Source organism: Pseudomonas sp. FYR_5 (genome assembly GCF_043106315.1).
Taxonomy (GTDB): Bacteria; Pseudomonadota; Gammaproteobacteria; order Pseudomonadales; family Pseudomonadaceae; genus Aquipseudomonas; species Aquipseudomonas putida_Y.
In genome coordinates, this window is sequence record NZ_JBICMK010000099.1 from 1 (window position 1) to 22,854 (window position 22,854).

Here is a 22,854-nt window from a genome sequence, read left to right on the forward strand (position 1 = left end):
GTGGAACGGCTAAGTCCGAGGTTTGCAGGCCTGATGAGAAAAGACAGGCATAAGAAAGCCCACACCTGGCGGGCTTACATTGATGGCCCAATAGCAAAAAACCACCATCGGCCAAATTGTCCTACGCGGAGACAGACGGACGGTTGTTGGGCGTCAGAGCCCGGTTTTCACGGGGCTGGAATTTGGTGGATTTATAGACGTACCTCATAGGGTATCTATAAACAAATCAGCTATTTATGGCTTTCAGTGGAATCGAATCGGGACTTGCGAAGGATCCAGTGAGCTACGACCGCCGTGGCATCAACGTTCACGCCTTGATGAATCCATAAGTCACCCACATCCAAGCGAAGCCAAAGGCCGTCAGCCACGTGGATACCTGTAGAGCCAACTTAAGTTTTGCAGGGAAGTTTTCTAGTTCTTCGATGTCCAGATGCCCTCGGCGCATATGTACGCCAGGCCAAATGAGTATTCCACAAAGAAACGTTATCAGCAGCCACCGAGCGCCAAAGTGCCGCGTGCCCAAAAACAGTTTCATTTGCTCCAGGCCGGGATGACTTTGGATAGCCGAGGTTGCAACAGTGAAATTTCTTGTACCCGCGATGAATGCACTGACCGCACAACCGGCCAACGCGATCACGAACGGACACGCCAGCATTATCCACTTCAGCCACACGGGCCAACTCTCGAACTCAGTCATAATGTGATTCGTAGATCAGCTCGCCCATTTGCTCACCGCCCTCCGCACCGCGATGCTCCCAGCAAAAGCCCCTCCCCCGACCAGCGCAATGCCACATACCGGCGCCCCGAAACCCGCGGTACCAGCAGAGAACACCCCACATACAGCGAGCGCAGTGATCCCAGCAATCTTGCCACCCACGATCCCTACCGCCAGCCCCCCAGCGAAAGCACCTGCCTCAGACAAACGAATTTTTTTGCAGTCTTCGGTTTCCCCTGCACGGCAGGCCTCTTGGACTTTCAGATAGGAAGATGTACCACCTAAGCCAATTCCGACATGCCCACCATATCGAAGGTACTTACTAGGCTTCGCCACTTTGTCCAAGTATGTGGCGTACCCAGGAATCTGCCCTGGCCCACCGGCTTTCGACCAGTGATGCGCAAGGCTCTTGGTCGAGATATTCAAGCTTTTCTTCAGCCGCTCGTAGGCCCCTAGATTCAGATGTTTATTTAGAAAAGTCGCCTTCAGCTGACCATCTAGCTGTTCCAATAACAGCCGTCGTTCGGCGAAGAACGATGGACTATTCAGATGGCCATGGCGCAGAAATTCTTGCTGATGCAAACGCTCGATGTTGCCAAGTGTGCTGCGAAGCTGCCGGAGGCCGTGGTCCATCATGTCCTTACCCACACCCATGGAGAGACTGGCGTCACTAAGCAGTCCGGCAATTTCAGCCTGATACTCCATCATGAAATCTGACTCGGCAAAATCGAGTACAGCCAAGGAACGTCGCGCGCGCTCGGCGGCCGCCATTAGTTGGCCCTCCTCCTGGGTGCAGGCATAACCGTTATCCGGATCGCCGATGACGAAGATTTCCTCTGCCTTGAACCCCTGCTCGAGTCGGGTTCAGGCGTTGCAGGTACGAAATGGGCAAGGTCGAATCATGGCTAGCCAGCTCCAACAGAATCTGCGGGAACGACATGCTCCGGGGCACCACATAGAATCCCGGCTGCATCTGCCCAGGCAACCCGCCAACCATGGCGGGCGAAGCCCCTGCCAAAGCGCTAGAGCTCCCAGGGCCAGCGGGTGTGAGGCTAGTGCGTACGGCAACCGGCAGCCGCGGCGGGGGCATTTCCCCTAAAGGCGCCACCACCCGGTTGCTACCCTCTGGGCAACCGCAATCAACTAACGCGCCATCCATCGCGACTGGCTGGCCATCCGAGATGAAGTGCCACACCCCTTCGACGACCTTTCCTTCCAGCCCGCAAAGTGGACAAGGTGTGGTGGGATCCCCCATCCTCAGGACCATTCGTCCCTCGTCGAGGTAACCTTCCCCGGTGGCGATGCAAGTCGCACCTGTGGTGGTTACATCGTAACCGATCCATGAACCCCACCTACCACAAGGTGGAAGCCAAGGTTACCGTGGCATCTCTGGCGAACAGTTCCATGGCAGCAGCGCTTCGTAGTCTGCTACCGATGAGGCGTGCGGCAGTCGCTCCAGGACGTGGCGCAGCCACGTATAGGGCTCTTGGCCGTTGACCTTGGCGGTTTCGACCAAGCTGTAGATCTGCGCGCTAGCCGTGGCTCCCTTGGGCGTGTCACTGAACAGCCAAGCTTTGCGCCCGATCACAAACGGCTTTATGGCCCGCTCTGCCAGGTTGTTGTCGATCGGCAGGTGCCCCGCCTCGACATACCGCTCCAAGTGGTTCCAGTTGTTTGCCAGGTAAAGCACCGCCTTGCCCAGTACGCTTTGCGGTGTCACCTGTGAGTGCGTCTTGTCGAGCCAACTTTTCAACTGCTCAAGGATCGGCAGGCTTCGTTCCTGACGACCGATGAATCGCTGTTCATCGCTGGCATCCTTGAGGTCGCGTTCGATGCCATACAGTTTGTTGATCATCGTCAGCGCAACATCGGCGCGACCGGTCTTGCCCTTAGGCTGCACCTTCTGCGCTTCGACGAATTTACGCCGGACATGCGCCATGCACGCCAGTCGTTCAACGCCCGGCAGTAGCGCCAACGCGCTGTAGCCGGCGTAATCATCGGTCATCACGTAACCGCGATAGCCCTCCAGCAGGCGCAGCGGCACCTCCTGCGCGCGGCTGGTGGTGTAATCGAACAGCACGACTTGTCGATCAGGCGGGCCACTGGCCTGCACCCACATCCAGGATTGACTGGTCGGATCACGATCCGGCTCTTTGAGCACCTGCACGCGAGTTTCATCGCAATGGATCACCGGGCTTTCCAGCAGGCGGTCACGCATCAGGTTCAGCAGTGGCTGAAAGTGTTCGCTGCACTGGATGACCCAGCGGGCCAGGGTTTGCCGGGGGATCTCGATACCATGTCGGTTCAGCACCGTTTCGAAGCGGTGCAGCGGCAGGCCATCGACGTACTTGGTGGTTAGCAACATCGCCAGCACGCTGGGACTGGCCATGCTCTTTTCAATCAATTGGGCCGGCTTGTCAGCGGTGACCGGCGCGGATTCGCAGCCACGGCAGCCATAGATTTTGCGTACGTGTTTAAGCACACGGATCTGCATCGGCACGATGTCGAGTTGTTCGCTGGTTTGCTCGCCAACCACGTGTTTGCGGCAACCACAGGCGCAAGTCAGTTCGTGCTCGGGCAAGTCATGAATGACTTCAATGCGTGGTAGGTCAGCCGACAGTGGCTTGCGTTTGCCGCGCTGCTTGCTTGGCGCAACAACTTCTTCGTCGGCATCATCAGCGGTAGGAACCCACTGACTTTCGGGTTCATTGAACAACGCCAGTTGGGGCGTGTTGGACTCGACGGTTTGCTCGGACTTGCGATTGAATAATCGGTCACGCAGCAGCTTGACCTGTTCTTTAAGGTCGACGATCTGACCTTTGTCGACCGTGCGCTCGGCCAACAACTGCGCAAGCAGTAGTTTGAGCGCGGCAGGGTCGTCAGGAAGGTTATCGGGCACTGAAATCATTGCCCGGATTATACCCGGTCAGGCGACGAAACGAGGAGTCAAAACCTGATGCGGACGGTTGCGCCAGAGATCGAAACCGTCGAGTAGCCAATTCAGTTCCTGGACGGTCAGTACGATAGCTTCGTCGGTCGCGTTGGGTGAAGTTTTGAAACGCTCGGCTTCGAGGCGCTTGAGCCAAAGGCAGAAGCCGTTGCGCTCCCAATACAACACCTTGATGCGGTTACGGGCTTTATTGAGGAAGACGAAAAGTACCGGGTCGAACACGGCGACCTTGATGTCCAGTTCGACCAAGGCTGTGAGGCCGTCGATGGACTTTCGAAAGTCCACGGGCTTGGGGTAGAGGTAGACTTTTTCGACTTTGCTGTCGGGGCGCATCATGGCGGGCTGGCTCCAGAAAGAAATCGGGAGCACAGCATCGGGAATCAGGTGGACGGTTGGAATGTGGGGATGATGGATCCCTTACGTTACATCACCGTCTACTGCTTGGCCAAGCCCATCCAGACTGACGCGCATTTCAGAGTCCCTTGCGAACTGTAGGAGCGAAAGAACCTAACAGCTAAGAAGGGGCAAATGAGGCCTCGAGCAGCTAACGAGACGATTCCTACGAGCAACGCGGATTTAGGACTAGGCACGACCTAGCGGTTTGGGAACGGAACAGCGGGAACAAAAAAGCCCGCACAAGGCGGGCTTCTATTGGTATCTGGTAGCGAGAAATCGCCATAGGCCAACTGATTCTGGTGCCGGAGACAGGAATCGAATATGGCCGTATTAATCCCTTAGAATGCGGGACTCACCACCTATTTCCGTTCTTGCGTATCCCTAAACGTATCCCTAAAGCAAAATCCACTGACCTGTCTGACCGCTAGTCCTTCAGATCAGCATTGATATCGATCCTTAATCACCCGATCGTAGTAGCCTCCCTTGGATCCCGCATTCATCAGCCCCTGATGGACCTCCGACGGTACTCCACAGAAATCGTACGTACGTCCCTGCTTAAAGGTGATCTTCATTCTCTTGGTAATCGGGTCGTAACCGACAGCGGTGATAGCTGAAGATCTGACTGGAATCATTTGCATCTCATGCTCCCTCACGCTGATGGCGGCATAGTGGCCAGGGTCCAGAGATACTAGGTCACTCAACCTCTGACAACCACCTGGGTGATGACTGACATTGTGACTCTTGATTTCCATCAATCCTGAGATCCGGGGACCCTGAGAGATGGCATCTGCTACGGGGACGGAAACCCGCGCCGCTACGCTAGCGGACCGAGGGCCAGGTTACTGAAATTTCAATGATTGAAATCTGCCGGAGCATGACTGAATGAACGATTCTTGCCGGTGCGGTAAGGATGAGGGCAGGTGTTCAAGAAGCTGCACAATTCACCTCGGTTCACCTGATTCACCAGTTCACTAAGCTGGCAGATCACCCGCTAACGGGAAAGCGCGGGTTTCCTGCCCCGTATCTTGCCGCATCTCTCAGGGTCCCCGGCGGCTTCCAGAATCGGGTGGACGGGTAATGCTTCTGCCGCTGAAGGCACGATTGAATAGGGGGCATGGGGTCGCAAAATAGCTACGAATCTAAAGCGGTGTAACAGGTGTAATGGGTGTAACGACAGCTCGCAAGCCATTGATTCAAAAGGATAAAACTGCGATACACGCTTATATAGCCGCTCTGATCGAGCAGTGTAACAACGAACTCGGTGTAACCATGGCTGCCCGCCCTCCACCCAGTACGGACGCTATCGGTGTTCAAGTGGCAATGGAATCAGTGTCCAAGTCAGCGTGAAATCGCTGTTTAAGCGTTCGCGGCTTGAGCGCCCAAATGCTCAGCCCCCCCCTTAGCAATGGCTCCCTGCCACTAAATTACACTTCCGACCCGCTTTCTCCCGTGATAAAAGCCAATCACACCCACAGAGTGCATGGACTGCCTTACGCCATCCGGGACAGGCTTTCCAACAGGACGGAGAAGCAAGATGCATTTGAAGCGGATCAGGGCGTCAAATTTTCGGGCGTTTGGCGACGGTACGGTTGCTCCATCACTTGATTGGGAGCTAGCCCCCGGACTGAACATCCTTGTTGGGGAAAACGACTCCGGCAAAACTTCCGTAATCGACGCGATCCGCTATGTGCTATGGACGACCAGCTACGATTTTATTCGCCTTTTCGAAACTGACTTTCACATCACGGGCACAACACGAGCCCGCTCTCTGTTCATCGAAGCCACTCTTGTGGACCTAGACCCCGCGCAAGAGGCCTCCGTTCTCGAATGGATGACCCACGAAGCAGACGGGTCGCATAGCTTGATCGTCTATCTGCAGGCGCGTTGGATACCACCTAAGGCCAACAAACGTGGACGGGTCGAGGCAATCACCTGGTCGGGCCCAAATGGCACGGGTCCAGAGATCGGCACGGCCGTTCGCGAGCTCATCCGGGCCACTTACTTGCGCCCCCTTCGAGATGCCGAAGCCGAGCTACGCCCTGGTCGCCAGTCTCGGCTATCCCAAATTTTGGGCGCTCATAAACGCATTGATGGGCAGGAAAACAATGACTTCGACTTAGCGGCTCCAGCTACCGTCCCCAGCAACTTGGTCGGGCTGATGGCGTTTGCTCAGCACCACTTGGGCGAGCATCAGGTCATTAAGGATGTCCAGGACGACATAAACGACAACTACCTGAACAAGTTCGCGTTTGCCGGCGATGCCCTGTCCTCACGTATCCAAATCGCTCCGGAACTGGGCCTGCAGCCCATTCTGGAGCGTTTCGAGTTGGCGCTGCTGCCATCCTCCACCATCGACCCAGGTGAGCGATGCATTCGCGGACTCGGCTATAACAACGCTCTGTTCATGGCGACCGAACTGGTTTTGCTGCGGGACGGTGATGAGCTCGGATTGCTGCTGATCGAGGAACCAGAGGCCCATCTCCATCCGCAACTGCAGGAGCGCGTTCAGCAGCTCCTTGAACGCACCTCCAAGGCGGCCGAGCCAGATAGCCGCCCTGTTCAGATCGTCATGACTACCCACAGCCCCTCTCTGGCAGCGGGTGCGGACATCGCAAGTCTGACTTTGGTGAACCGTGCCCAACTATTCAGCCTGGCTCACGGGAAGACCAAACTGCTAAAAAGCGATTACGAGTTCTTGAGGCGCTTTATAGATGCCACCAAAGCGAACCTATTCTTCGCTCGCGGTGTTGCGATCGTAGAAGGACCAGCAGAAGCGCTGCTTTTGCCCGCCCTGGCTGCGGCTTCGGGATACTCGTTCAACGAACATGGTATCTCTTGCGTCAACGTCGGCGGAGTTGGGCTTTATCACTACGCTCGAATCCTCCAGCCCAGTGATGGATCGGCGGTTCCCATTCCTGTCGCCTGCATCACAGATCGTGACATCGTTCCCAATGAGGCCACCTACATATCCCCTCCCAAGAACAACCGTAAACGATTCGAAAAAGACTACACGCCGGAGGAGGTCGAAGCACTGGTGAAAACGAAGGTCGACCGCGCTCAGGGTGGTAGCACAATTGTCTGTGTCTCCAACAACTGGACCCTGGAGTTCGATCTCGCCCTTTATGGATGCGCACGGTTGATGCATAACGCGATTCACCTTGCTAAGAAGGCAGATTCGAGGGGTGAACGGCTGACGGAGGAAGACGAGAGGAATGCGATCGTTGAGGCAGGAGAGCTTTGGGGAAGACTCTCGGATGCGGGGCATACGCCAGTGGAATTGGCGTCGCTCATCTACCAGCCGCTCGTGGAAAAAGAGGCATCAAAAGCCATCACCGCCCAATACGCTGCTCATCTGATTTCAACAGGCGATTACGGAAAAGGGGATGAACTGTTCAACAAGCTGCCGCCTTACCTACAGCGAGCGCTACTTCATCTAACTGGCAGGGTAGCGCCATGACCGTCCCAGAGATCGACGCTAGCGATCTTGCGGCACTGCTCGGCCTGACACCCGATCTGAGCTTCGATGATCACGAGCGGCGTGCAGTGCTCCTGGAGAACCAGTCTTGCGACATCAACGCCGCGCCAGGCAGTGGAAAAACCACAGTACTAGCCGCGAAGCTCTTGATGCTGAGCCGCAGATGGACTTCAAGCCGCGCAGGCGTTTGTGTGCTCAGTCATACGAATGTCGCCCGTGATGAAATTCAGCGCCGGTTAGGTGCAAGCCATGACGGGAGTCGCCTGCTCACGCATCCCCACTTCATCGGGACGATTCACGCCATGGTGAATCAGTTTCTGGCTCTGCCCTACCTGCGAAGCAATGGGATGACTGTCGATGTGATCGACAACGATATCTTTGCTCGCCGGGCATTGGCCTTAGCCCAAGCTAACTTTGGCTTAAAGTTTTACATGCAAAAGAACGCGAGTGTCGAGCCGATGCTAGAGGGTCTGATCTACAAAGGTGCCTCTCTGGACCTCGCCAGCGAGTTTGGCTCACTTCCTAAACCAGGTGCGAAAACCCTTCCGACAATCATCGGTATTAAAGGAAAACTCGCAGCTGAAGGGGTTTTCCGGCACGCGGACATGTTCGCTTATGCAGAACGTTTGCTGACCCTTTTTCCTAAGGTTCGCGCCCAGCTATCCCGAAGGTTCCCTATCGTCTTCATCGACGAAATGCAGGACACGTCCTGGGAACAAGAGCGTTTGTTGCAGCTGATGTTCGATGAGACCGTCACCGTTCAGCGCTTCGGCGACATCAACCAACGAATTCTCGGAAGTTCAGAAGGCGCGGAAAACCTGACTTTCCCCCGAGGCGACGTACTTCCGATCTCCTCCAGCAAGCGCTTCGGTCCTCACATCGCTAAGTCCGTGTCTAGAACACAGCTGGCAGGTACTGCTGTTACCGGAGAGGGAGAAGACCGCCACGCTTCTATGCTGATCGTCTACGGCACCCAGCGTGTACAGGATGTGATCTCGACATTTGGAGGCCATGTATTAGATCGGTTCAGCGATACCGATTTGACTAGAGGGAAAGTCAAAGCCCTTTGCGCTCGCAAACAGGGCGATGCTCCAACGCAGATAGCAGGCCGTACCCTCCTGGACTATTGGCCGGCTTCGGGTGTCGACCAATCGCCCGGACTCAAGCTTGTGAGTTTCTGGGCTCTTCTCGGGGGTGCCAAGCCTGCCGTAAACGCATCCTTTTCATCGAGATTTGAGGAGGTCCGCAGAGCGTTGTTTCTGGTATTGCGCGCGGCCAAGGCAGAGATTGTCGAAGACTTGAAAACCGATCATCAGTTAATTCGAAAGCTGCGTGATGCTGATGTAGATGTTTCAGCCTTCCGGCTCATGATTCGTGATCTGTGCATGGAAAACGTGGTCGATACCGATGAAGCCACGCGTATCCGTATCGTAGATTTTTTATATGCGAGGCTGCGCCCGTTGCTCCCAAATCACATGACGCCACAAATATTCGCCGCGCTCCCGGCTTTTGAGGGACCAGAGGCCATAGCCATTCACAGAGCCCACAGGTCAATTTGCTCTATACAAAAAAATGGTCGCAGCGTAGATATTCATATAGGTACCCTCGCCTCGATGAAAGGCGAAACGCATCTGGCAACCCTCGTCATGGAGTCTCTAGGTCATCCAAGTCGTCGCTTCGACCTGCAGCTGGCATTACCCATCATCGCTGGGATTGCCACTCGCTCCGGGAAAATGCCTGAGACTCAGCTTTCTCAATTTCGAAACCTGTATGTCGGTATGTCGCGACCTACCAGCTTTCTATGCTTGGCAGTAAATGCAGAACGGGTTTCGGAAGAATGTAAAACGGCATTGGCCGATCAGGGGTGGACCATCAGCCATTTGCTGTAGCAGTCCAAGGGGTGCAGCCCTCGAGAACGCGGGCTTGCTGACAGGTTTTGGGTCGTTAGCACTTCACCGTCCAGGGCTGTTCGAATCGCGTGGTGTACGACTGGCTCATCATCGCCCTGCGTAAACCCCAGTCGTGGTAAGCGGCACGTTGGCAGAGCGCATCGTGCCTCTACTCCAGCACCCGATGGCCGTGTCAACCACCTGAGGGGGCGCTTCTGCCCGGAAATAATCCATTTGTGAAGCTCGGCAATGGGTCGATAGCTGCCCCTCGCGAGTGACCGCAATCGACCCAAAGCTAACCTTGGCGGAGGCAGCTAACGGCCAAAAGCGGAACTCGCGAACAGCATTGCACAGCCGTAGAAGCTGAAGATCGGAACAGTAGCGCAATCATAATTCTACGTACCCCACTGCCACAAAAATTATTCTAATCGTGGCTGACGAATTTCTTATAAATCTTAAAATCATGCGCCCCTCGCCCTATTCCATTAGTTGCCCATAATAGATTTATAAAGCACAGACTTCCTTGAAGCACCAAGTTGTTGAGCTATTCTCATATTTATGGCTTACTGCCTTCCCTTAACCAGACTGCTCGCCGAGAGACAACAATGGCAATTCCAAATACTCCAAAACCAGTAGATAGACAAGGCGACATTGAAGTTAAGGCCATAAAAAACAACCAATACAATGGACTTTACACTCCTCGAGAAGCGATGGCTGAGGCGGCAGGATTGGAGCTTGGTGTGTCAGCGAAAATGCTGCACGTGGACCTTTCTCAACAGAGTCTAACAATTTACCCAATAATAACTTGGCCTGATCATGAAGAATTTCTACTACCGAAATACAAAAAAATCCAAAAAATCTGTTTCCCCATTGATAAAAATACATGCGAATTCTACAAGAAAAAAAACAAACTCACCCCTGAAGATCTATTAGAATTACTTCGTGAAACTCTACTTCCAGGCTTTACTCTAGACCCAGATTACGGACTTGGTATTGCCCGAGAATTAAAGGACATCATCGACGCGGTAGAGTCCCACTCGGACTGCACTGAAATTAGATTCTCTGAAAGCGAACAAACAAGCATAAGCAGCAATAAAAAAATATTCATATTTAGTACTGACGATTATTACGAGGCAACAAAAAACATAAGAAGCATATCTAGTCTCGGCCAAAAAGCAGCTGCCGAGGTCAAAGATGGAACAATATACAACTTGCTAGCTGAAAAATTAAAAAAACCTCTAAAAACAATTGCAATAGGTCGAAGCCCAGTAAGGCATCTTATTACTGCTGCTGCTCAAGGCAAACCACCGCTGACCTCTGGCGATCAAGACAGCGTTATGACCATTCTCAAAACGCACAGCAAACAGATAGCCGAAGCAAAACCAGAAGCTCTTGCCAAGCTGCAAGATGAAATAGAATTAGTTACCTTAGAGGTTCTGATAAAAAAATACGAGGAAAAACTAAAAAAAACTACGATAGAGAGCGAATGGCAGGATTTTTTTGATTCAAATAAATTTATACTTACCATGGCTTTTGGCTACCCAATTGTACAGATTCTTGGGCAAGCGTCAGTTGGTGGTGGCCAATTGATCGGCGGCGGTAGCAAGTTTGCTGATTTCATTTCTAGAAACAGCCAAACTAATAATGCAGCTATATTTGAAATAAAGACACCAGGAACACCACTCTTGAATAAAACGCCTTTCCGCGGAAAGGTATACTCAGCAACAAAAGAGTTCACAGGCGCAATGGTGCAAATACTGGATCAAAAATACCAGCTCGCAAAAAGTCTGCCTATTTTGAAAAGCAATGATCGAAATCTAGTACTAGAAGCCTATGCTGTTCATTGCTGCCTAATAATCGGCAGCACTCCAAAGGGCCTAGACGAACAAAAGTCTTTTGAATTATTTCGCCGAAATTCTAGAGAAGTGGAGGTCATTACCTTTGATGAGCTACTGGAAAAACTTAAGCAGCTTCACGTTTTTTTGTCATCAAAGCCCAAGTGAAATAATATAGAGCTTAATCAATATATTCAGGCAGAGACGTACACGAAGAAAAGTTGCAATGCGCTGAAAAACTCAAACTCACTAAAGGGCCCTTGTGTTCGCAAATCCTAAGTGGCTGGGTTTGGCCGTTAGCTGCCTTCCACCAGTCGCTCAAAAACGGCAGGTGTCGACTGTATTTATCATCCGAGAGCATGGCCTAGCTGCTTTTTACGGGATTAACCATAACAATTGCAACAACAAACAGCCCGCATGTGCGGGCTGTGTCAGGGTTATGCTTCGATCAGGTCTGTTAAGGTGATGCCTCTAGCGCCGTCAAGTACATCGTCGCGGTCGAGCTCTCTGGCCGAAGGGCCGAAGAGCGGGATCGACAGGTCTGAAAACATCATGCTCCCGCTACCTCGATGATGGTCTGCGGCGAGAATTCGAGAGCCCACAGCGGCAAGTTGCTTGGCCAAGCGATTCCATTCATCGCCGAGGGCCAAAGCGGCTGCGCGTAGGGCGCTGTCCTGAGCTTGGCTAGACTCCTGTTTAGCCTTGGAGATCTGAGCATCGAGCGCCTCAATTTCCGCCTGCAATGCGGCGACAATCAGTTCTTGGCGCCTTGCATGTTCATCAGCCTCAATGAGCAAGGTGCTAGCTCTCTCCATCGCGGTGCTTGCAGCCTTTTCACCCTCACTGTTACCGGTTGCTACGTTGCGGGCGTAGAGGTTCGCAGCTTCAATCTCAGCTTGCTGTGCCTTCTCGATGGCTAGATTTGATTCTTTTTGGATCGCTTGCAGGCGCTCAAGAACAAGCGTGCGAGTGCTCTCCAGTGAAGTTACCGTCTTAACTGAATCGGACATGACTTGGCGAGCCTTTGTCTTGGCCTGCTTCGCATTCGCCAAGCTTTCCTGATAGCTGATCTCGCGTTCAATTCGCTCAATAGCACCAGGAATACTGCGCAAACGACCCTCTGCGCTGGAAAGCCTATTCATAGCCGCCGTTCCTTCGGGACTGCCAATGCAATTGCCATGATGGTTCCAGTTACTCGGTATTGCCTTCCACGCGGCTCGAAGGTCCGGAATACTGTCTTCAAGAGAGTCACGCTCTGCAATCAATTCGTCGCGCTGCTTTTTCAGTTCTTTCATGATCAACACCTAATGATTGGAAGTGGTTATGTGCGAGGCTGGCAAGGCCATATGTTGCCGACACTACCTCGTGGGTTTAGAGGTAGTGGTTCAGGCGGCCTGTGCTTCGTTCTCAGCCGGTTCAGGGATCGTCACGACGACGTAGCAGCGCTGTAGTCCGAGGCCGGGCAGGCGCACAGAGGTGGAAGCCTTGCCATCTTTGCCTGGCTCTAATACCCGACGCCTCAGCAGCTCTTTGTTCACTGCATTGAGGTTCATGCCTCGGAAAATTTCAGAGCGCCAGGCTTCGGGAAGCACGTAATAGGTTGTCGTCGTGTGCGACGTGTCACCCATGCCGTGCTCCATCGACTTGCGAAAGCCGAGCCGGTCAATAGTGCGGGGGCCGTGCTCATCTACCTTGGCAGCGGTCGATTCCCAGCGTGTAAAGCGGCTCTCCCCAAAACGCTCAATCACTTGGCGCAGGCGTGCGAGAATCGCATCACCTTCCATGTTTCCAGCGCCACCCCGCTCAGCTAACCAGGCATTCAGGCATACGCGGGCGGAGTCGAGCGCCAAACCATCTGGCCACCCCGTAACGCCCAGGGCGGTGGCCAGCTCCCCCGCAGCCGCCGCCAAACCGAAGCGGGTTGCGGCACGCTGGGCCTGGCCGCTAGCACTGGCAGGGAGCGCTTCGGCAGTGAAGCGCTCCACGGTGCTGCGTACCATGGCTGTATAGGCGCGCAACTTGGTCGGGTCGCAGAGGGCCGACAGGAATGCGAGGGCAGGCGAGCCGTAAAACTTGGTCACCCGAGCTTTGAGCGCGTCTGACAGAGCGGCGGCATCGTCGAAGCCATGCAGCTCCTCGAACAGTCCAAGCCCTTTACTGGCATCGGCAGGGACAGCAAGTAGGCGCACCTCCATACCTGCTTTCAGGTCCTTGTTTGCCTCGGCCATGTGCTGCGCAAGGGTCTTTTCTCCGGTGGAGAGAAACAGCAAGCGCCACTCCTGAACTTGGCGCCCGCTCATGCCTCGATCATTGGCCCGCGCCTTGCCGGTGCCGTTGCCGAGCATGTAGACAGTTTCCCCGATGATCCGTGGGTCGCACATCCCGATCTCATCGAGCACCAGCAATCCGTCCGAGTGCGCCGCCGCGATACTTTCTAGGGCGTTGTCCGTAGAGCGCCAGGAGCGCACCAGGCGCGGCCCACCCCAAACCGAAGCGGCCACCTGTAAATGGGTGGTCTTCCCGCCTGAGCTATCGCCATAAAGGTGGAAACCGCCTGATTCATGCCCAAGCAAATGCAGCACCGCTCCAGCAAAAGCTACGCACACGACGAATGTCAGGCGGTTGTTCCCCACGCACAACGTGCCGATTTGCTGTTGCCACTGCTCTAGTGTTCCAACTTGGGTAATGGGCGGGAGCTGGGTGCCGGCTTCGTAGAAGTGCAGGTATTCAGTGCTGGCACCGATCTGCCGATCCGGCACTAGGTAAGCATCCCCATGCCAGCCCAGGCGAGTGACCAAGCGGGCGCGCTCGGAACCGTCATATCCTTGCAGGTAGCTCTGTAGGTCGTTGCGCGAATTGCGAGCAGTGCGCACGGGTGCCAGGCGCAGCCCCATATCAACCAGTGGCGCGAGCACTTCCTTGCCAAAGTCGCCCGCCATTGCCCTGGCCGGAATGTTAAGGCGCTTGCTAGCCCCGTCGGGATCATCGAACTCCACCAGCAGGCCCCAGCCATGGCCCTTTTCGTCACGGGTGCGAGCCAATATCTCCAGCCGTGAACAAACCGGTCGTGCTTCGCCATCCTCACCGGCATAGAACACCCCATCCTTTGTGACACGAAAGCCGCTCGGGGCCGGGGCGGTTTTCTTCTCGGATTGGGGCTTGGCCTGGTCAGTGGCTTTGCTCTGCTTGGTGGGGTTGGGCGTGGCGACCGGTGCGAGGGCAAACAGCTCACCGGTGCGTTGCAGCTCCGACAAGTGTTGGGCTGTCCAACCTTTGGATTGGGCATCCGCCGCATCGTCACCTTCGCGCCACTCACCGCCCGGCGCGAAAGTGGAGCGCTCACCGTCCATACCAGGGAGTTGCCTGAATACAGTCAAAGCTACCGTCTGAACCGAGGCAGCTCCAAGCTTCCGAAGGTGATCGGCCAAGGCATCCATGCACTTCAAACCTGGGGCGTCGTTATCTGGCCACAGCAATACGTCACGCCCGGCTAGCGCCGCGAAATCAGCCTTCTGCCAAGAGTTCGTCCCGTTAGGCCAGCAGGTGGCAACATGCGCGGGCAACAGCTCGGCAGCGGCATCGGCGGCCTTTTCACCCTCGCACAATACGACTGGTGCCGAAGGACGTTTTGCTAGGTCATCAAGGCGCAGGAGCGGGCGTGGCTCCGATAAGCCCTGCCAGCGCCAAGCCAGCGAGCCGTTAGTAGAGTGTTTACACCAGGTGAGGGGCGCGAAGACTTTGCGCGACCTGCCGTTCTCATCCGGGCCGAGGTCGAAGCGATACAGCACCATAAGCGCCTGACCGCAGGCCTCACGGTAGATCCAAACGTTGGAGGGTTTACCGTGCTGCTTGTGTTTTTGCAGCACCCTCTGCATTGCTTGGTCAGGAATGGGTAGCACTGGCACCCACTCTGACTTTTGAGCGTGGCCAGTGGATGGTGCGACATTGGTGCTAATGGACGCCTCAACGCCGAGGAAGGCCGCTAGTTTGTTGCAAGCCTCTACATCGGTGCCGCGATCAAGGTAGCGCACCAGGTCAATCAGATCACCGCCTTTGTCGCCGGTTGCGAAGTCGCACCAAGTGCCTTTAGCCAAGTTGATCTTAAGCGAGCCTGCATGTTTGTCAGCTCGTGTAGGGTTGGGGGCTGTGTATTCCTTGCCACCATCTACCCGTTTGCCGCCTGGCAACCAATTAGAAAGGACTTGCTCGATTGACTGGAGGGAGGCGTGTTTTACTTCGGCGAAGCTGGGGCGCTTGCTCATTTCCCCCCTCCATGCACCAATTGGTACGTGGTCCTATCGCCATGCAAAGCCAACGACCGAATCAGTCCCACGGTGCCTTGGACGTCCCAAATAACATTCGCTATTACTGAGTCAGACAGCCTCTCAACATCCGGACCGGAATTGAACTGCGCCATGAGTAAGTGCAAAACGGCGTCGACGCGGGAACAAGCCGCAGTGATGGCATCAATTGGCACACCGGCAGCATTGGTGGCGCATACAGATAGAAGGTCTTCGGGGAGACGCCCCTCAAGTCCCTTAGATGCAGATCTCATTGCGCACCCCCGACGGTTTCCAGGGAGCGAGCAATGCTCATATGTCGGTTGTAGCGTGCGAGGCGGGTAGCAAGGCTTGAGTTTGCGTGTAGAGCGGCGAGAGCCATTGCCCGGTGGGCGGCGGCGCGGATTTTGGACGGATTGAGGGCGGGCATGTGTGGTACTCCAAGTTAGCTGGAGCTGCCACTGATCGTCGCCAAACGATTTTGGGTGGCAGCTGTGCGCAGGTTGGCGAACCGGGAACTTGGAACCCGGCAGGCCCGAAGGCCTCCCACACACAGCCGCCATAACACGAAACGGCAGACACAAAAAAAGCGCCTGCTGTCGGATGGGGCGCCTATGCGCCAAGTATATCGGGTCGCCAAACCCGGTCACTGAATTTGCAGCGACAGACGGAGCATAGCGCCTCGATTTGATAAGAGCAATACGCGAAGCTTGCGCGATCACGCACGACGTCATAGATTGAGGGGGCATACGAATGTACCTCTAACGCCTCCGGTTGCAGCCGGGGGCGTTTTCGTTAGTGCTTAGCGGCGACGGGGCGGACCAGAGACAGCCAACTTAGATGCTGGCCATTGCGAGACTCTGAACGCATGTGCTCCAAGGCAGCGGGATTGGCCAGCAGATTGGGTATTAGTTGCCGCGCGTCTTCGATTACTACGCCCGATGGCACCTCGACGGCCAGCATCACCCATTCCAGAGACGGCCAGGCCAAGAGCAGAACGTGCGCGCCCTCAGAAATGGCACGATCACGCAAGGCGCGTAGGCGATCACGTCCCATGGCCAATGCAGGCCGGGCGCCTTCAAGTACTCCGACCGCATCGAGGATGGTGTGTGGCAGGAAGATTGGTGTCATGCCGCCACCTTGTCGCGAGCGGCAATGCGGGCGCGGGTCCAGTCCAAAACTTCAGACAAGACCCAAGCGACAGGCGCACCGCGAGCGGTGCTATCCGTAAGTTTGACTGGCTGGGGAAAACCGCTTTCAGGCTGGCTCATCAGCTTATAGATCGTTGGACGCGCAAGACCTACCAGGGCGACCACATCTGTTATGCGGATCAGTCGCGTTGCTGGATCAAAACCGAGTGGGTTCGTGTCACCGAGGTCAGCTCTTGGAATTGACGGTGCAAGAGGGTTGGCGCTTGAAGTGCTACGAGTTGTCATAGCTAGTTCCCTGTATTGGTATGAACAGGGCCAACTATTTATGCCGATTCACTGGGGAAAGAAACAGAGAAATTTCTAGCCGACTGGAGTTATCCCCATTTCGCTTCTTCGTAGCACGTTCGTCACATCTATACGACATTCACCCCCGACGAACGGTAGTGGTCGTCTACAACCCGCTGCGCAGTTCTAAGGGGGTCAATTGCCCCCTTGATCGAGCCAGCTAGCCAGGTCGTGAAGGTATACCACCCGTTGCATGCGTCCGCCCCACTCACCCTTCACTACACGCAACGATATCCTCCCTTTGCCAAATTCCCTGAGAAGCGCCGGCATCCCCATGTGAGAAAGATAGTGCTGTCGCACGAGCTCAAGAGGTAAGCACGTGCTGCCGTAACGTTTCAAAAGCATGTCGTATGTTTGGCTATCAATCATTTGCCCCCCCGCGCCCCATGGCTGTGGGCTGAATTCCGCGCCGTTTAGATGTTTTGTGTCCGAACGGAAGAGCGACCAGCAGGAAGAGCTGGGCATTCCGGCTGTTACACTTTCTCGCTGTGTTACACCCGGGTGTAAGCGGACACTGCATAAGGTGTAAACAAGCTTTCCTCAATAATTTCAATACGTTGCACCCTAGCGTTACACCGGTTACACCTGATACACCGGCCTTGAAGAGGCTGAGCATCTCCAAACAGATTTACCCAAATGTCCCTGTTCGATATTTCTCACCCAATCTGCTTCATGAATGAGGCAACCGCCCATGGGCAAAATCGTAGGGGGTGATCGCCTCCTTGCGATTAGCGTCCAAGTAATCAGCCCACCACTGCACCATGAGCCTACGCTCTTGTATGTGCTCAGCCTTGTGGATGTAGGCGGCACGCACCGTGTTTCTCTCCTGGTGGCTCATTTGCCGCTCGACAGCGTCTTTACTCCAAAGCCCAGACTCAACCAGTGCGGAACAGGCCATTGTCCGAAAGCCATGGCCACATACCTCTGCTTTCGTGTCATACCCCATTCGCCGCAGCGCTTTGTTCACAGTGTTCTCGCTCATGGGTTTCCAATGATTGTGGTCACCCGCAAACACCAGATCGAAACGACCAGTGAGGTTACGAATTCTCTCCAGCACCTCTACAGCCTGTCGGCTGAGCGGCACCAGGTGTGGCGTGCTCATCTTGGAGCCTCGATGGGAGTTCTTCACACCCTCAATAGCCACTCTTTCGCCAGGGATTTCCCACATCAGCCTCCCCATGTCTATCTCTCCCCAGCGAGCGAAGCGGAGCTCGCTGGAGCGGATAAACACCAACATGGTCAGTTGCACCGCAAGCTTGGTCAGGCCGCGCCCGCTGTCGGCATCTATCCGCTGAAGAAGCTCTGGTAAGCGTTCGAATGGCAAAGCAGGCCGGTGCGCTGTTTTGCGGGTGGCCGTGGCGCCTTGCAGATCAATCGCAGGGTTGAAATCCAGATGGCCATGCTGAACCGCCATGCGGAGGATACCCGTCATGTACTGACGTAGGCGTGCAGCCGTATCCAAAGTATCCCGCTTTTCTGCCGCTTTAAGCGGAACGAGCAGATCTCGTGTTTTCAACTCCGCGACTGGGCGATCACCGAGAGTGGGCAACAGGTGGGACTCAATGCGTCGCCAAACGGTGGAGGCGTGACCAGGTGTCCACTTACGAGCGCAGGCCGCATGCCATTCCTGTGCAAGCAAACGGAAAGTGTTCGACCGGGCGTTTACCGCATCCTGTCTGTCCAAACGCGCCTGCTCGATGGGGTCTTTCCCAGCAGCAAGAAGCTCAAGCGCATGAGCACGTCGCTCCCTGGCCGCTTTCAAGCCGAGCGCCGGATAGTTTCCAAACGTAGCTAAACCATCACGGCCATCAGGTTTGGTGTACTTCATACGCCAAGTCTTGACCCCTGACGGCTTCACCAGCAGGTAGAGGCCTTTGCCATCGAACAGCTTGTAATCCTTCTCCCGAGGCTTGGCCGCATCACATTTGGGATCGGTGAGAGGCACCACTGTGCGCGCCATAGGGATACGTTTCCTTGTCGAACCGAGATATCCCTAACCATATCCCTAAATCGCGTAGATGCCCAGAGACAAAACTAGACAGACAGAAACAACAAAGCCCGCACTAGGCGGGCTTTGCGGGGTGTTTCGTAGACAGTCATAGACTTCTGGAAACTGGTCTCTGGTGCCGGAGACAGGAATCGAACCTGCGACCTTCGCGTTACGAGTGCGCTGCTCTACCGACTGAGCTACACCGGCGTGTAGCGCAACGTACCACTGCTCACACCCGTAACGCAAACCCCTGTTTCCGCTGGTTTATTGCCCTGCCCTCAAGCCCCCTTGCACCCTTTGGGCGCGAGGTCTTCCTCGATGTCGGTCGTGCACGCCCAGCTGCTGGCCGAACGCGTCAGGGTCAGGGCCTTGCCCAGCACGTTGGCCGGCGCATCCACCAGGGTGCAGACAATGCTGCCGCTACCATCCGCGGCCTTGCCGCTCGCCGTGATCGCACAATGCGCCGTCGCCGGCTGGCCACCCAGCGCGGCTACATCCGCTACATCCTTTCCATCATTCAGCCGCAGATCCATCGCCGTCTTCAGGGCGCTGATCTCCAGCAACCCGGCCGCGGCCTTGGAGCGTGCCTGGTGGTTGGTGTACATCGGTAAGGCGATGGTCGCCAGAATGCCGATGATCGCGACGACGATCATCAGTTCGATCAGGGTGATACCGCGTTGCCCTTTCATGAACGTAGTTCCTTTTTGATTCGCTTACACATTGAGGTCAGTTGCGCCCCAACCGGCAGCGGCGCAGTAGGCCTGAACAGACACCTTTTGTCACCCCTGCCCGCACGGGCGTCATCTTCGCTGAACTACTCTAGTGAGCATCACGGACGCGCGCCCTTGCAGGGACGCGGCAAGCTGTTTCCAGGCTTGTCGCCGGGGCTGAACAAGGACCTTTGCATGACTTCATCTTCACTTCTCTACCGCTGGCACGGCACCGACGCCAACGGCACGCCGGTCAGCGGCCAAACACCCGGGCGCAGCGCGGCTTATGTGCGCGCCGGGCTGATTCGCCAGGGCATCACGGTGGCAAGTTTGCGGCCGGCCAGCGGGCTGGCGTTCAGCTTGCCGATGCGGCGCCAAAAGGCTGACCCGGCGGGGTTCAGCCGGCAGTTGGCGACGTTGCTCAAGGCCGGCGTGCCGCTGCTGCAGGCGTTCGAGGTGATGGGCCGCAGTGGTTGCGATGCGGCGCAGGCGGCGTTGCTGGAAAGATTGAAACAGGATGTGGCCTCGGGCCTGGGGCTGGCGGATGCGTTGCAGCGTCACCCGGCATGGTTCGATGCGCTGTATTGCAACCTGGTACGGGTGGGCGAGCAGTCCGGTACGCTCGACCGCCAGTTGGAGCAACTGGCCGGCATGCTGGAACAGCGTCGGGTGCTGCACAAGAAGGTGCGCAAGGCGATGATCTACCCGCTGCTGCTGTTGCTGACCGGGCTGGGGGTGTCGGCGATCTTGTTGCTGGAGGTCATTCCCAAATTCGAGAGCATGTTCTCGGGCATGGGCGCGGCGTTGCCGGCATTCACCCAATGGGTGATCAACTTGTCCACAGGGCTGAGCCGGTTTGCGCCGCTGCTGCTGGTGATGGGCTTGGTGCTGGGTGTTGCCGCGCGCCAGCTTTACCGGCAGCACGCGCCAGCGCGCCTGTGGATATCTTGGCGGGTGCTGGGCTTGCCGGTGTTTGGCAAGCTGCTGGGGCAGGCCGCGCTGGCGCGGTTTGCGCGCAGTCTGGCAACGTCCTACGGCGCCGGGGTGCCGTTGCTGGATGCGCTGGGGACGGTGGCGCGGGTAACGGGTGGCGACCTGCACGAGCAGGCGGTGTTGCGGCTGCGCCAAGGCATGGCCAATGGGCAAGGGCTGAACCAGGCGATGGCCGGTGAACCGCTGTTTCCCCCGTTGCTGGTGCAGTTGACGGCCATCGGTGAATCCAGCGGCACGCTGGACCAGATGCTGGAAAAAGCCGCCAGCCATTACGAGGAACAGGTCAGCCAGGCGCTGGACCAGTTGACCAGCCTGCTGGAGCCGGCCATCGTGCTGATCCTGGGCTTGCTGGTGGGTGGCCTGGTGGTGGCGATGTACCTGCCGATCTTCCAGTTGGGTAGTTTGATCTGAACATGACTTTATGGGCTTTGCTGGCTGAACAACCAGCGTACTTCCTTACTTTCGCCACGGTGCTCGGCCTGCTGGTGGGCAGCTTTCTCAACGTGCTGGTGTATCGCCTGCCGATCATGCTGGAGCGGCAATGGCAGCGTGAGGCGCAAGAGGTATTGGGGCTGCCGACCACGCAGCACGCGCGCTTCGACCTGTGCCTGCCCGCCTCCCGGTGCCCACACTGCGCGCACCGGATTCGTGCGTGGGAGAACATTCCAGTCATCAGCTACCTGGCCTTGGGCGGGCGCTGTTCGTCCTGCAAAAACCGCATCAGCCTGCGTTACCCGGTAGTGGAAGTGGCCTGCGCGCTGCTGTCGCTGGTAGTGGCCTGGCGCTTTGGCGCTTCGGTAGAGGCGTTGCTGGCGTTGCCTCTGACCTGGTGCCTGCTGGCGCTGAGCCTGATCGATGCGGACCACCAGCTGCTGCCGGATGTGCTGGTGCTGCCGACCATGTGGCTAGGGCTGATCGTCAATGCCTTTGGTATCCATGTAGCCCTGGCCGACGCACTGTGGGGCGCAGTGGCCGGGTATCTCAGCCTGTGGACGGTGTACTGGGTGTTCAGGCTGGTCACCGGCAAGGAGGGCATGGGCTATGGCGATTTCAAGCTGATGGCGCTGATCGGGGCGTGGGGGGGTTGGCAGGTGCTGCCGTTGACGCTGCTGTTGTCGTCGGTGGTGGGGGCGCTGTTTGGCCTGTGCCTGCTGCGTTTTCGCCGGCATGCCTTGGGCACGGCTATCCCGTTTGGCCCTTATCTGGCAATTGCGGGGTGGATTGCCGTGCTCTGGGGTGATGAAATATACGCCTCATACATGCAACTGCTTGGATACTGATGACCACTGCGGCCTTTACCCCCTGGATTCTCGGCCTGACCGGCGGCATTGGTAGCGGCAAAAGCGCCGCTGCCGAGCGCTTTGTCGAGCTTGGCGTGCACCTGGTCGATGCCGACCAGGCGGCGCGCTGGGTTGTCGAACCTGGTCGTCCGGCTCTGGCCAGCATCGTCGAGCGCTTCGGCCCGGGCGTGCTGCAGGGCGACGGCCAGCTCGATCGCGCCGCCCTGCGCCAGCTGATTTTCGCCGATCCGGCGCAGCGCAAATGGCTGGAGCAACTGCTGCACCCGCTGATCGGTCAGGAGATTTTCAGCTATCTGGCCAAGGCGCAGTCGCCCTATGCGGTCTATGTGTCGCCGCTGCTGATCGAATCGGGCCAGCATCACAAGACCCAACGTGTGCTGGTGATCGATGCGCCGCAAGACCTGCAAGTAGCCCGCACCCTGGCGCGGGACAACACCAGTGCCGAGCACGTGCAGGCCATTTTGCAGGCGCAGTTGGCCCGTGAGGATCGCCTGCGCCATGCCGATGATGTGGTGGTCAACGACGGCGGCCTGGCCGCGCTGCATGAGCAGATTGACCGCCTGCACCACTTTTACCTGACTTTGAAAGGAGGCCAGCCATGAGCCAGCCATTGACCGTCGATTGCCCGACTTGCGGCGCGCCTGTGGAATGGAGCGAAAAAAACGCGTTCCGACCGTTTTGTTCGGACCGTTGCAAGCTGATCGACCTGGGCGCCTGGGCGGCTGAGGAGCACAAGATTGCGGGGTCGGAAGAGTCCGAAGATGAGCTGTATTCGGGGGACCTGGAGCCGCGGCATTGAGCTGATTGCAGGGCGGCTGTGCCGG

The 22,854-nt window shown here is 56.4% G+C and carries 18 protein-coding genes, 1 tRNA gene and 2 pseudogenes; 7 read left to right on the top strand and 14 right to left on the bottom strand.

Translation table 11 applies throughout. The annotated features are described in order from the left end of the window. Window positions 1–307: 307 nt before the first annotated feature. The 5 genes and pseudogenes from ACF8RA_RS20715 to ACF8RA_RS20735 form a co-directional block, all read right to left on the bottom strand. Window positions 308–697 (bottom strand): hypothetical protein, encoded by a 390-nt coding sequence (locus ACF8RA_RS20715; RefSeq protein ID WP_392519535.1) that lies wholly within the window; start codon window positions 695–697, stop codon window positions 308–310. Further along, window positions 690–2,054 (bottom strand): annotated as a pseudogene (locus ACF8RA_RS20720) (PAAR domain-containing protein). The gene ACF8RA_RS20715 and the pseudogene ACF8RA_RS20720 overlap by 8 nt, the downstream one beginning before the upstream one ends. Before the next feature lie 36 nt (window positions 2,055–2,090). Beyond that, window positions 2,091–3,623, bottom strand: a complete 1,533-nt coding sequence (locus ACF8RA_RS20725; RefSeq protein ID WP_392519536.1) for an IS66-like element ISPpu15 family transposase — start codon at window positions 3,621–3,623, stop codon at window positions 2,091–2,093. A gap of 18 nt (window positions 3,624–3,641) precedes the next feature. Continuing rightward, window positions 3,642–4,001: an IS66 family insertion sequence element accessory protein TnpB gene (gene tnpB / locus ACF8RA_RS20730; RefSeq protein ID WP_010954878.1), complete on the bottom strand. Its 360-nt coding sequence runs from the start codon at window positions 3,999–4,001 to the stop codon at window positions 3,642–3,644. 497 nt (window positions 4,002–4,498) lie between these two features. Continuing rightward, the gene (locus ACF8RA_RS20735) at window positions 4,499–4,813 is read right to left on the bottom strand and encodes a KTSC domain-containing protein (protein WP_392519537.1); all 315 of its coding nucleotides are present in this window, start codon (window positions 4,811–4,813) and stop codon (window positions 4,499–4,501) included. A 782-nt stretch (window positions 4,814–5,595) separates the two neighbouring features. On the opposite strand from ACF8RA_RS20735, the gene ACF8RA_RS20740 reads away from it, so the two are divergent. Together ACF8RA_RS20740 and ACF8RA_RS20745 are read left to right on the top strand one after the other, a co-directional pair. Then, entirely contained in the window at window positions 5,596–7,518 is a 1,923-nt protein-coding gene (locus ACF8RA_RS20740) for an ATP-dependent endonuclease (RefSeq protein ID WP_392519538.1), read from the top strand. After that, on the top strand, window positions 7,515–9,425 hold the full coding sequence (locus tag ACF8RA_RS20745) for a UvrD-helicase domain-containing protein (protein WP_392519539.1): 1,911 nt from the start codon (window positions 7,515–7,517) through the stop codon (window positions 9,423–9,425). Before ACF8RA_RS20740 ends, ACF8RA_RS20745 begins: the two co-directional genes overlap by 4 nt. Before the next feature lie 55 nt (window positions 9,426–9,480). Here the strand turns inward: ACF8RA_RS20745 and ACF8RA_RS20750 are convergent. Next, window positions 9,481–9,629 (bottom strand): annotated as a pseudogene (locus ACF8RA_RS20750) (DUF4113 domain-containing protein); the annotation flags it as partial. A gap of 401 nt (window positions 9,630–10,030) precedes the next feature. Here ACF8RA_RS20750 and ACF8RA_RS20755 point away from each other — a divergent pair. Then, window positions 10,031–11,428, top strand: coding sequence for a Shedu immune nuclease family protein (locus ACF8RA_RS20755; protein WP_392519540.1), 1,398 nt, complete (start codon window positions 10,031–10,033; stop codon window positions 11,426–11,428). A 269-nt stretch (window positions 11,429–11,697) separates the two neighbouring features. Here the strand turns inward: ACF8RA_RS20755 and ACF8RA_RS20760 are convergent, their stop codons facing one another. The 8 genes from ACF8RA_RS20760 to ACF8RA_RS20795 form a co-directional block, all read right to left on the bottom strand. Beyond that, entirely contained in the window at window positions 11,698–12,555 is an 858-nt protein-coding gene (locus ACF8RA_RS20760) for a hypothetical protein (protein ID WP_392519541.1), read from the bottom strand. 90 nt (window positions 12,556–12,645) lie between these two features. Further along, window positions 12,646–15,522, bottom strand: a complete 2,877-nt coding sequence (locus tag ACF8RA_RS20765) for a DUF927 domain-containing protein (RefSeq protein ID WP_392519542.1) — start codon at window positions 15,520–15,522, stop codon at window positions 12,646–12,648. Window positions 15,523–16,335: 813 nt separating this feature from the next. Further along, window positions 16,336–16,671: a hypothetical protein gene (locus tag ACF8RA_RS20770; protein ID WP_392519543.1), complete on the bottom strand. Its 336-nt coding sequence runs from the start codon at window positions 16,669–16,671 to the stop codon at window positions 16,336–16,338. Further along, the gene (locus tag ACF8RA_RS20775; protein WP_392519544.1) at window positions 16,668–16,976 is read right to left on the bottom strand and encodes a helix-turn-helix transcriptional regulator; all 309 of its coding nucleotides are present in this window, start codon (window positions 16,974–16,976) and stop codon (window positions 16,668–16,670) included. Before ACF8RA_RS20775 ends, ACF8RA_RS20770 begins: the two co-directional genes overlap by 4 nt. A 195-nt stretch (window positions 16,977–17,171) precedes the next feature. Then, window positions 17,172–17,501, bottom strand: a complete 330-nt coding sequence (locus ACF8RA_RS20780; RefSeq protein ID WP_392519545.1) for a pyocin activator PrtN family protein — start codon at window positions 17,499–17,501, stop codon at window positions 17,172–17,174. 205 nt (window positions 17,502–17,706) lie between these two features. After that, on the bottom strand, window positions 17,707–18,996 hold the full coding sequence (locus tag ACF8RA_RS20785) for a tyrosine-type recombinase/integrase (RefSeq protein ID WP_392519546.1): 1,290 nt from the start codon (window positions 18,994–18,996) through the stop codon (window positions 17,707–17,709). Window positions 18,997–19,157: 161 nt separating this feature from the next. Continuing rightward, a tRNA-Thr gene (locus ACF8RA_RS20790) sits at window positions 19,158–19,233 on the bottom strand. A 71-nt stretch (window positions 19,234–19,304) separates the two neighbouring features. Next, window positions 19,305–19,715, bottom strand: coding sequence for a pilin (locus ACF8RA_RS20795; RefSeq protein WP_392460845.1), 411 nt, complete (start codon window positions 19,713–19,715; stop codon window positions 19,305–19,307). Between the two features lie 216 nt (window positions 19,716–19,931). Between ACF8RA_RS20795 and ACF8RA_RS20800 the strand changes: the two genes are divergently transcribed. From ACF8RA_RS20800 to yacG, 4 genes are read left to right on the top strand one after another with little or no spacing between them, the layout of a single operon-like run. Continuing rightward, window positions 19,932–21,140, top strand: coding sequence for a type II secretion system F family protein (locus tag ACF8RA_RS20800; RefSeq protein ID WP_392519547.1), 1,209 nt, complete (start codon window positions 19,932–19,934; stop codon window positions 21,138–21,140). Window positions 21,141–21,142: 2 nt separating this feature from the next. Further along, a complete protein-coding gene (locus ACF8RA_RS20805; RefSeq protein ID WP_392519548.1) occupies window positions 21,143–22,009 on the top strand; it encodes a prepilin peptidase in 867 nt (288 codons plus the stop codon). Further along, window positions 22,009–22,632, top strand: a complete 624-nt coding sequence (gene coaE / locus ACF8RA_RS20810) for a dephospho-CoA kinase (RefSeq protein WP_392519549.1) — start codon at window positions 22,009–22,011, stop codon at window positions 22,630–22,632. The genes ACF8RA_RS20805 and coaE overlap by 1 nt, the downstream gene beginning before the upstream one ends. After that, the gene (gene yacG, locus ACF8RA_RS20815) at window positions 22,629–22,829 is read left to right on the top strand and encodes a DNA gyrase inhibitor YacG (protein ID WP_010951889.1); all 201 of its coding nucleotides are present in this window, start codon (window positions 22,629–22,631) and stop codon (window positions 22,827–22,829) included. Before coaE ends, yacG begins: the two co-directional genes overlap by 4 nt. Window positions 22,830–22,854: the final 25 nt, after the last annotated feature.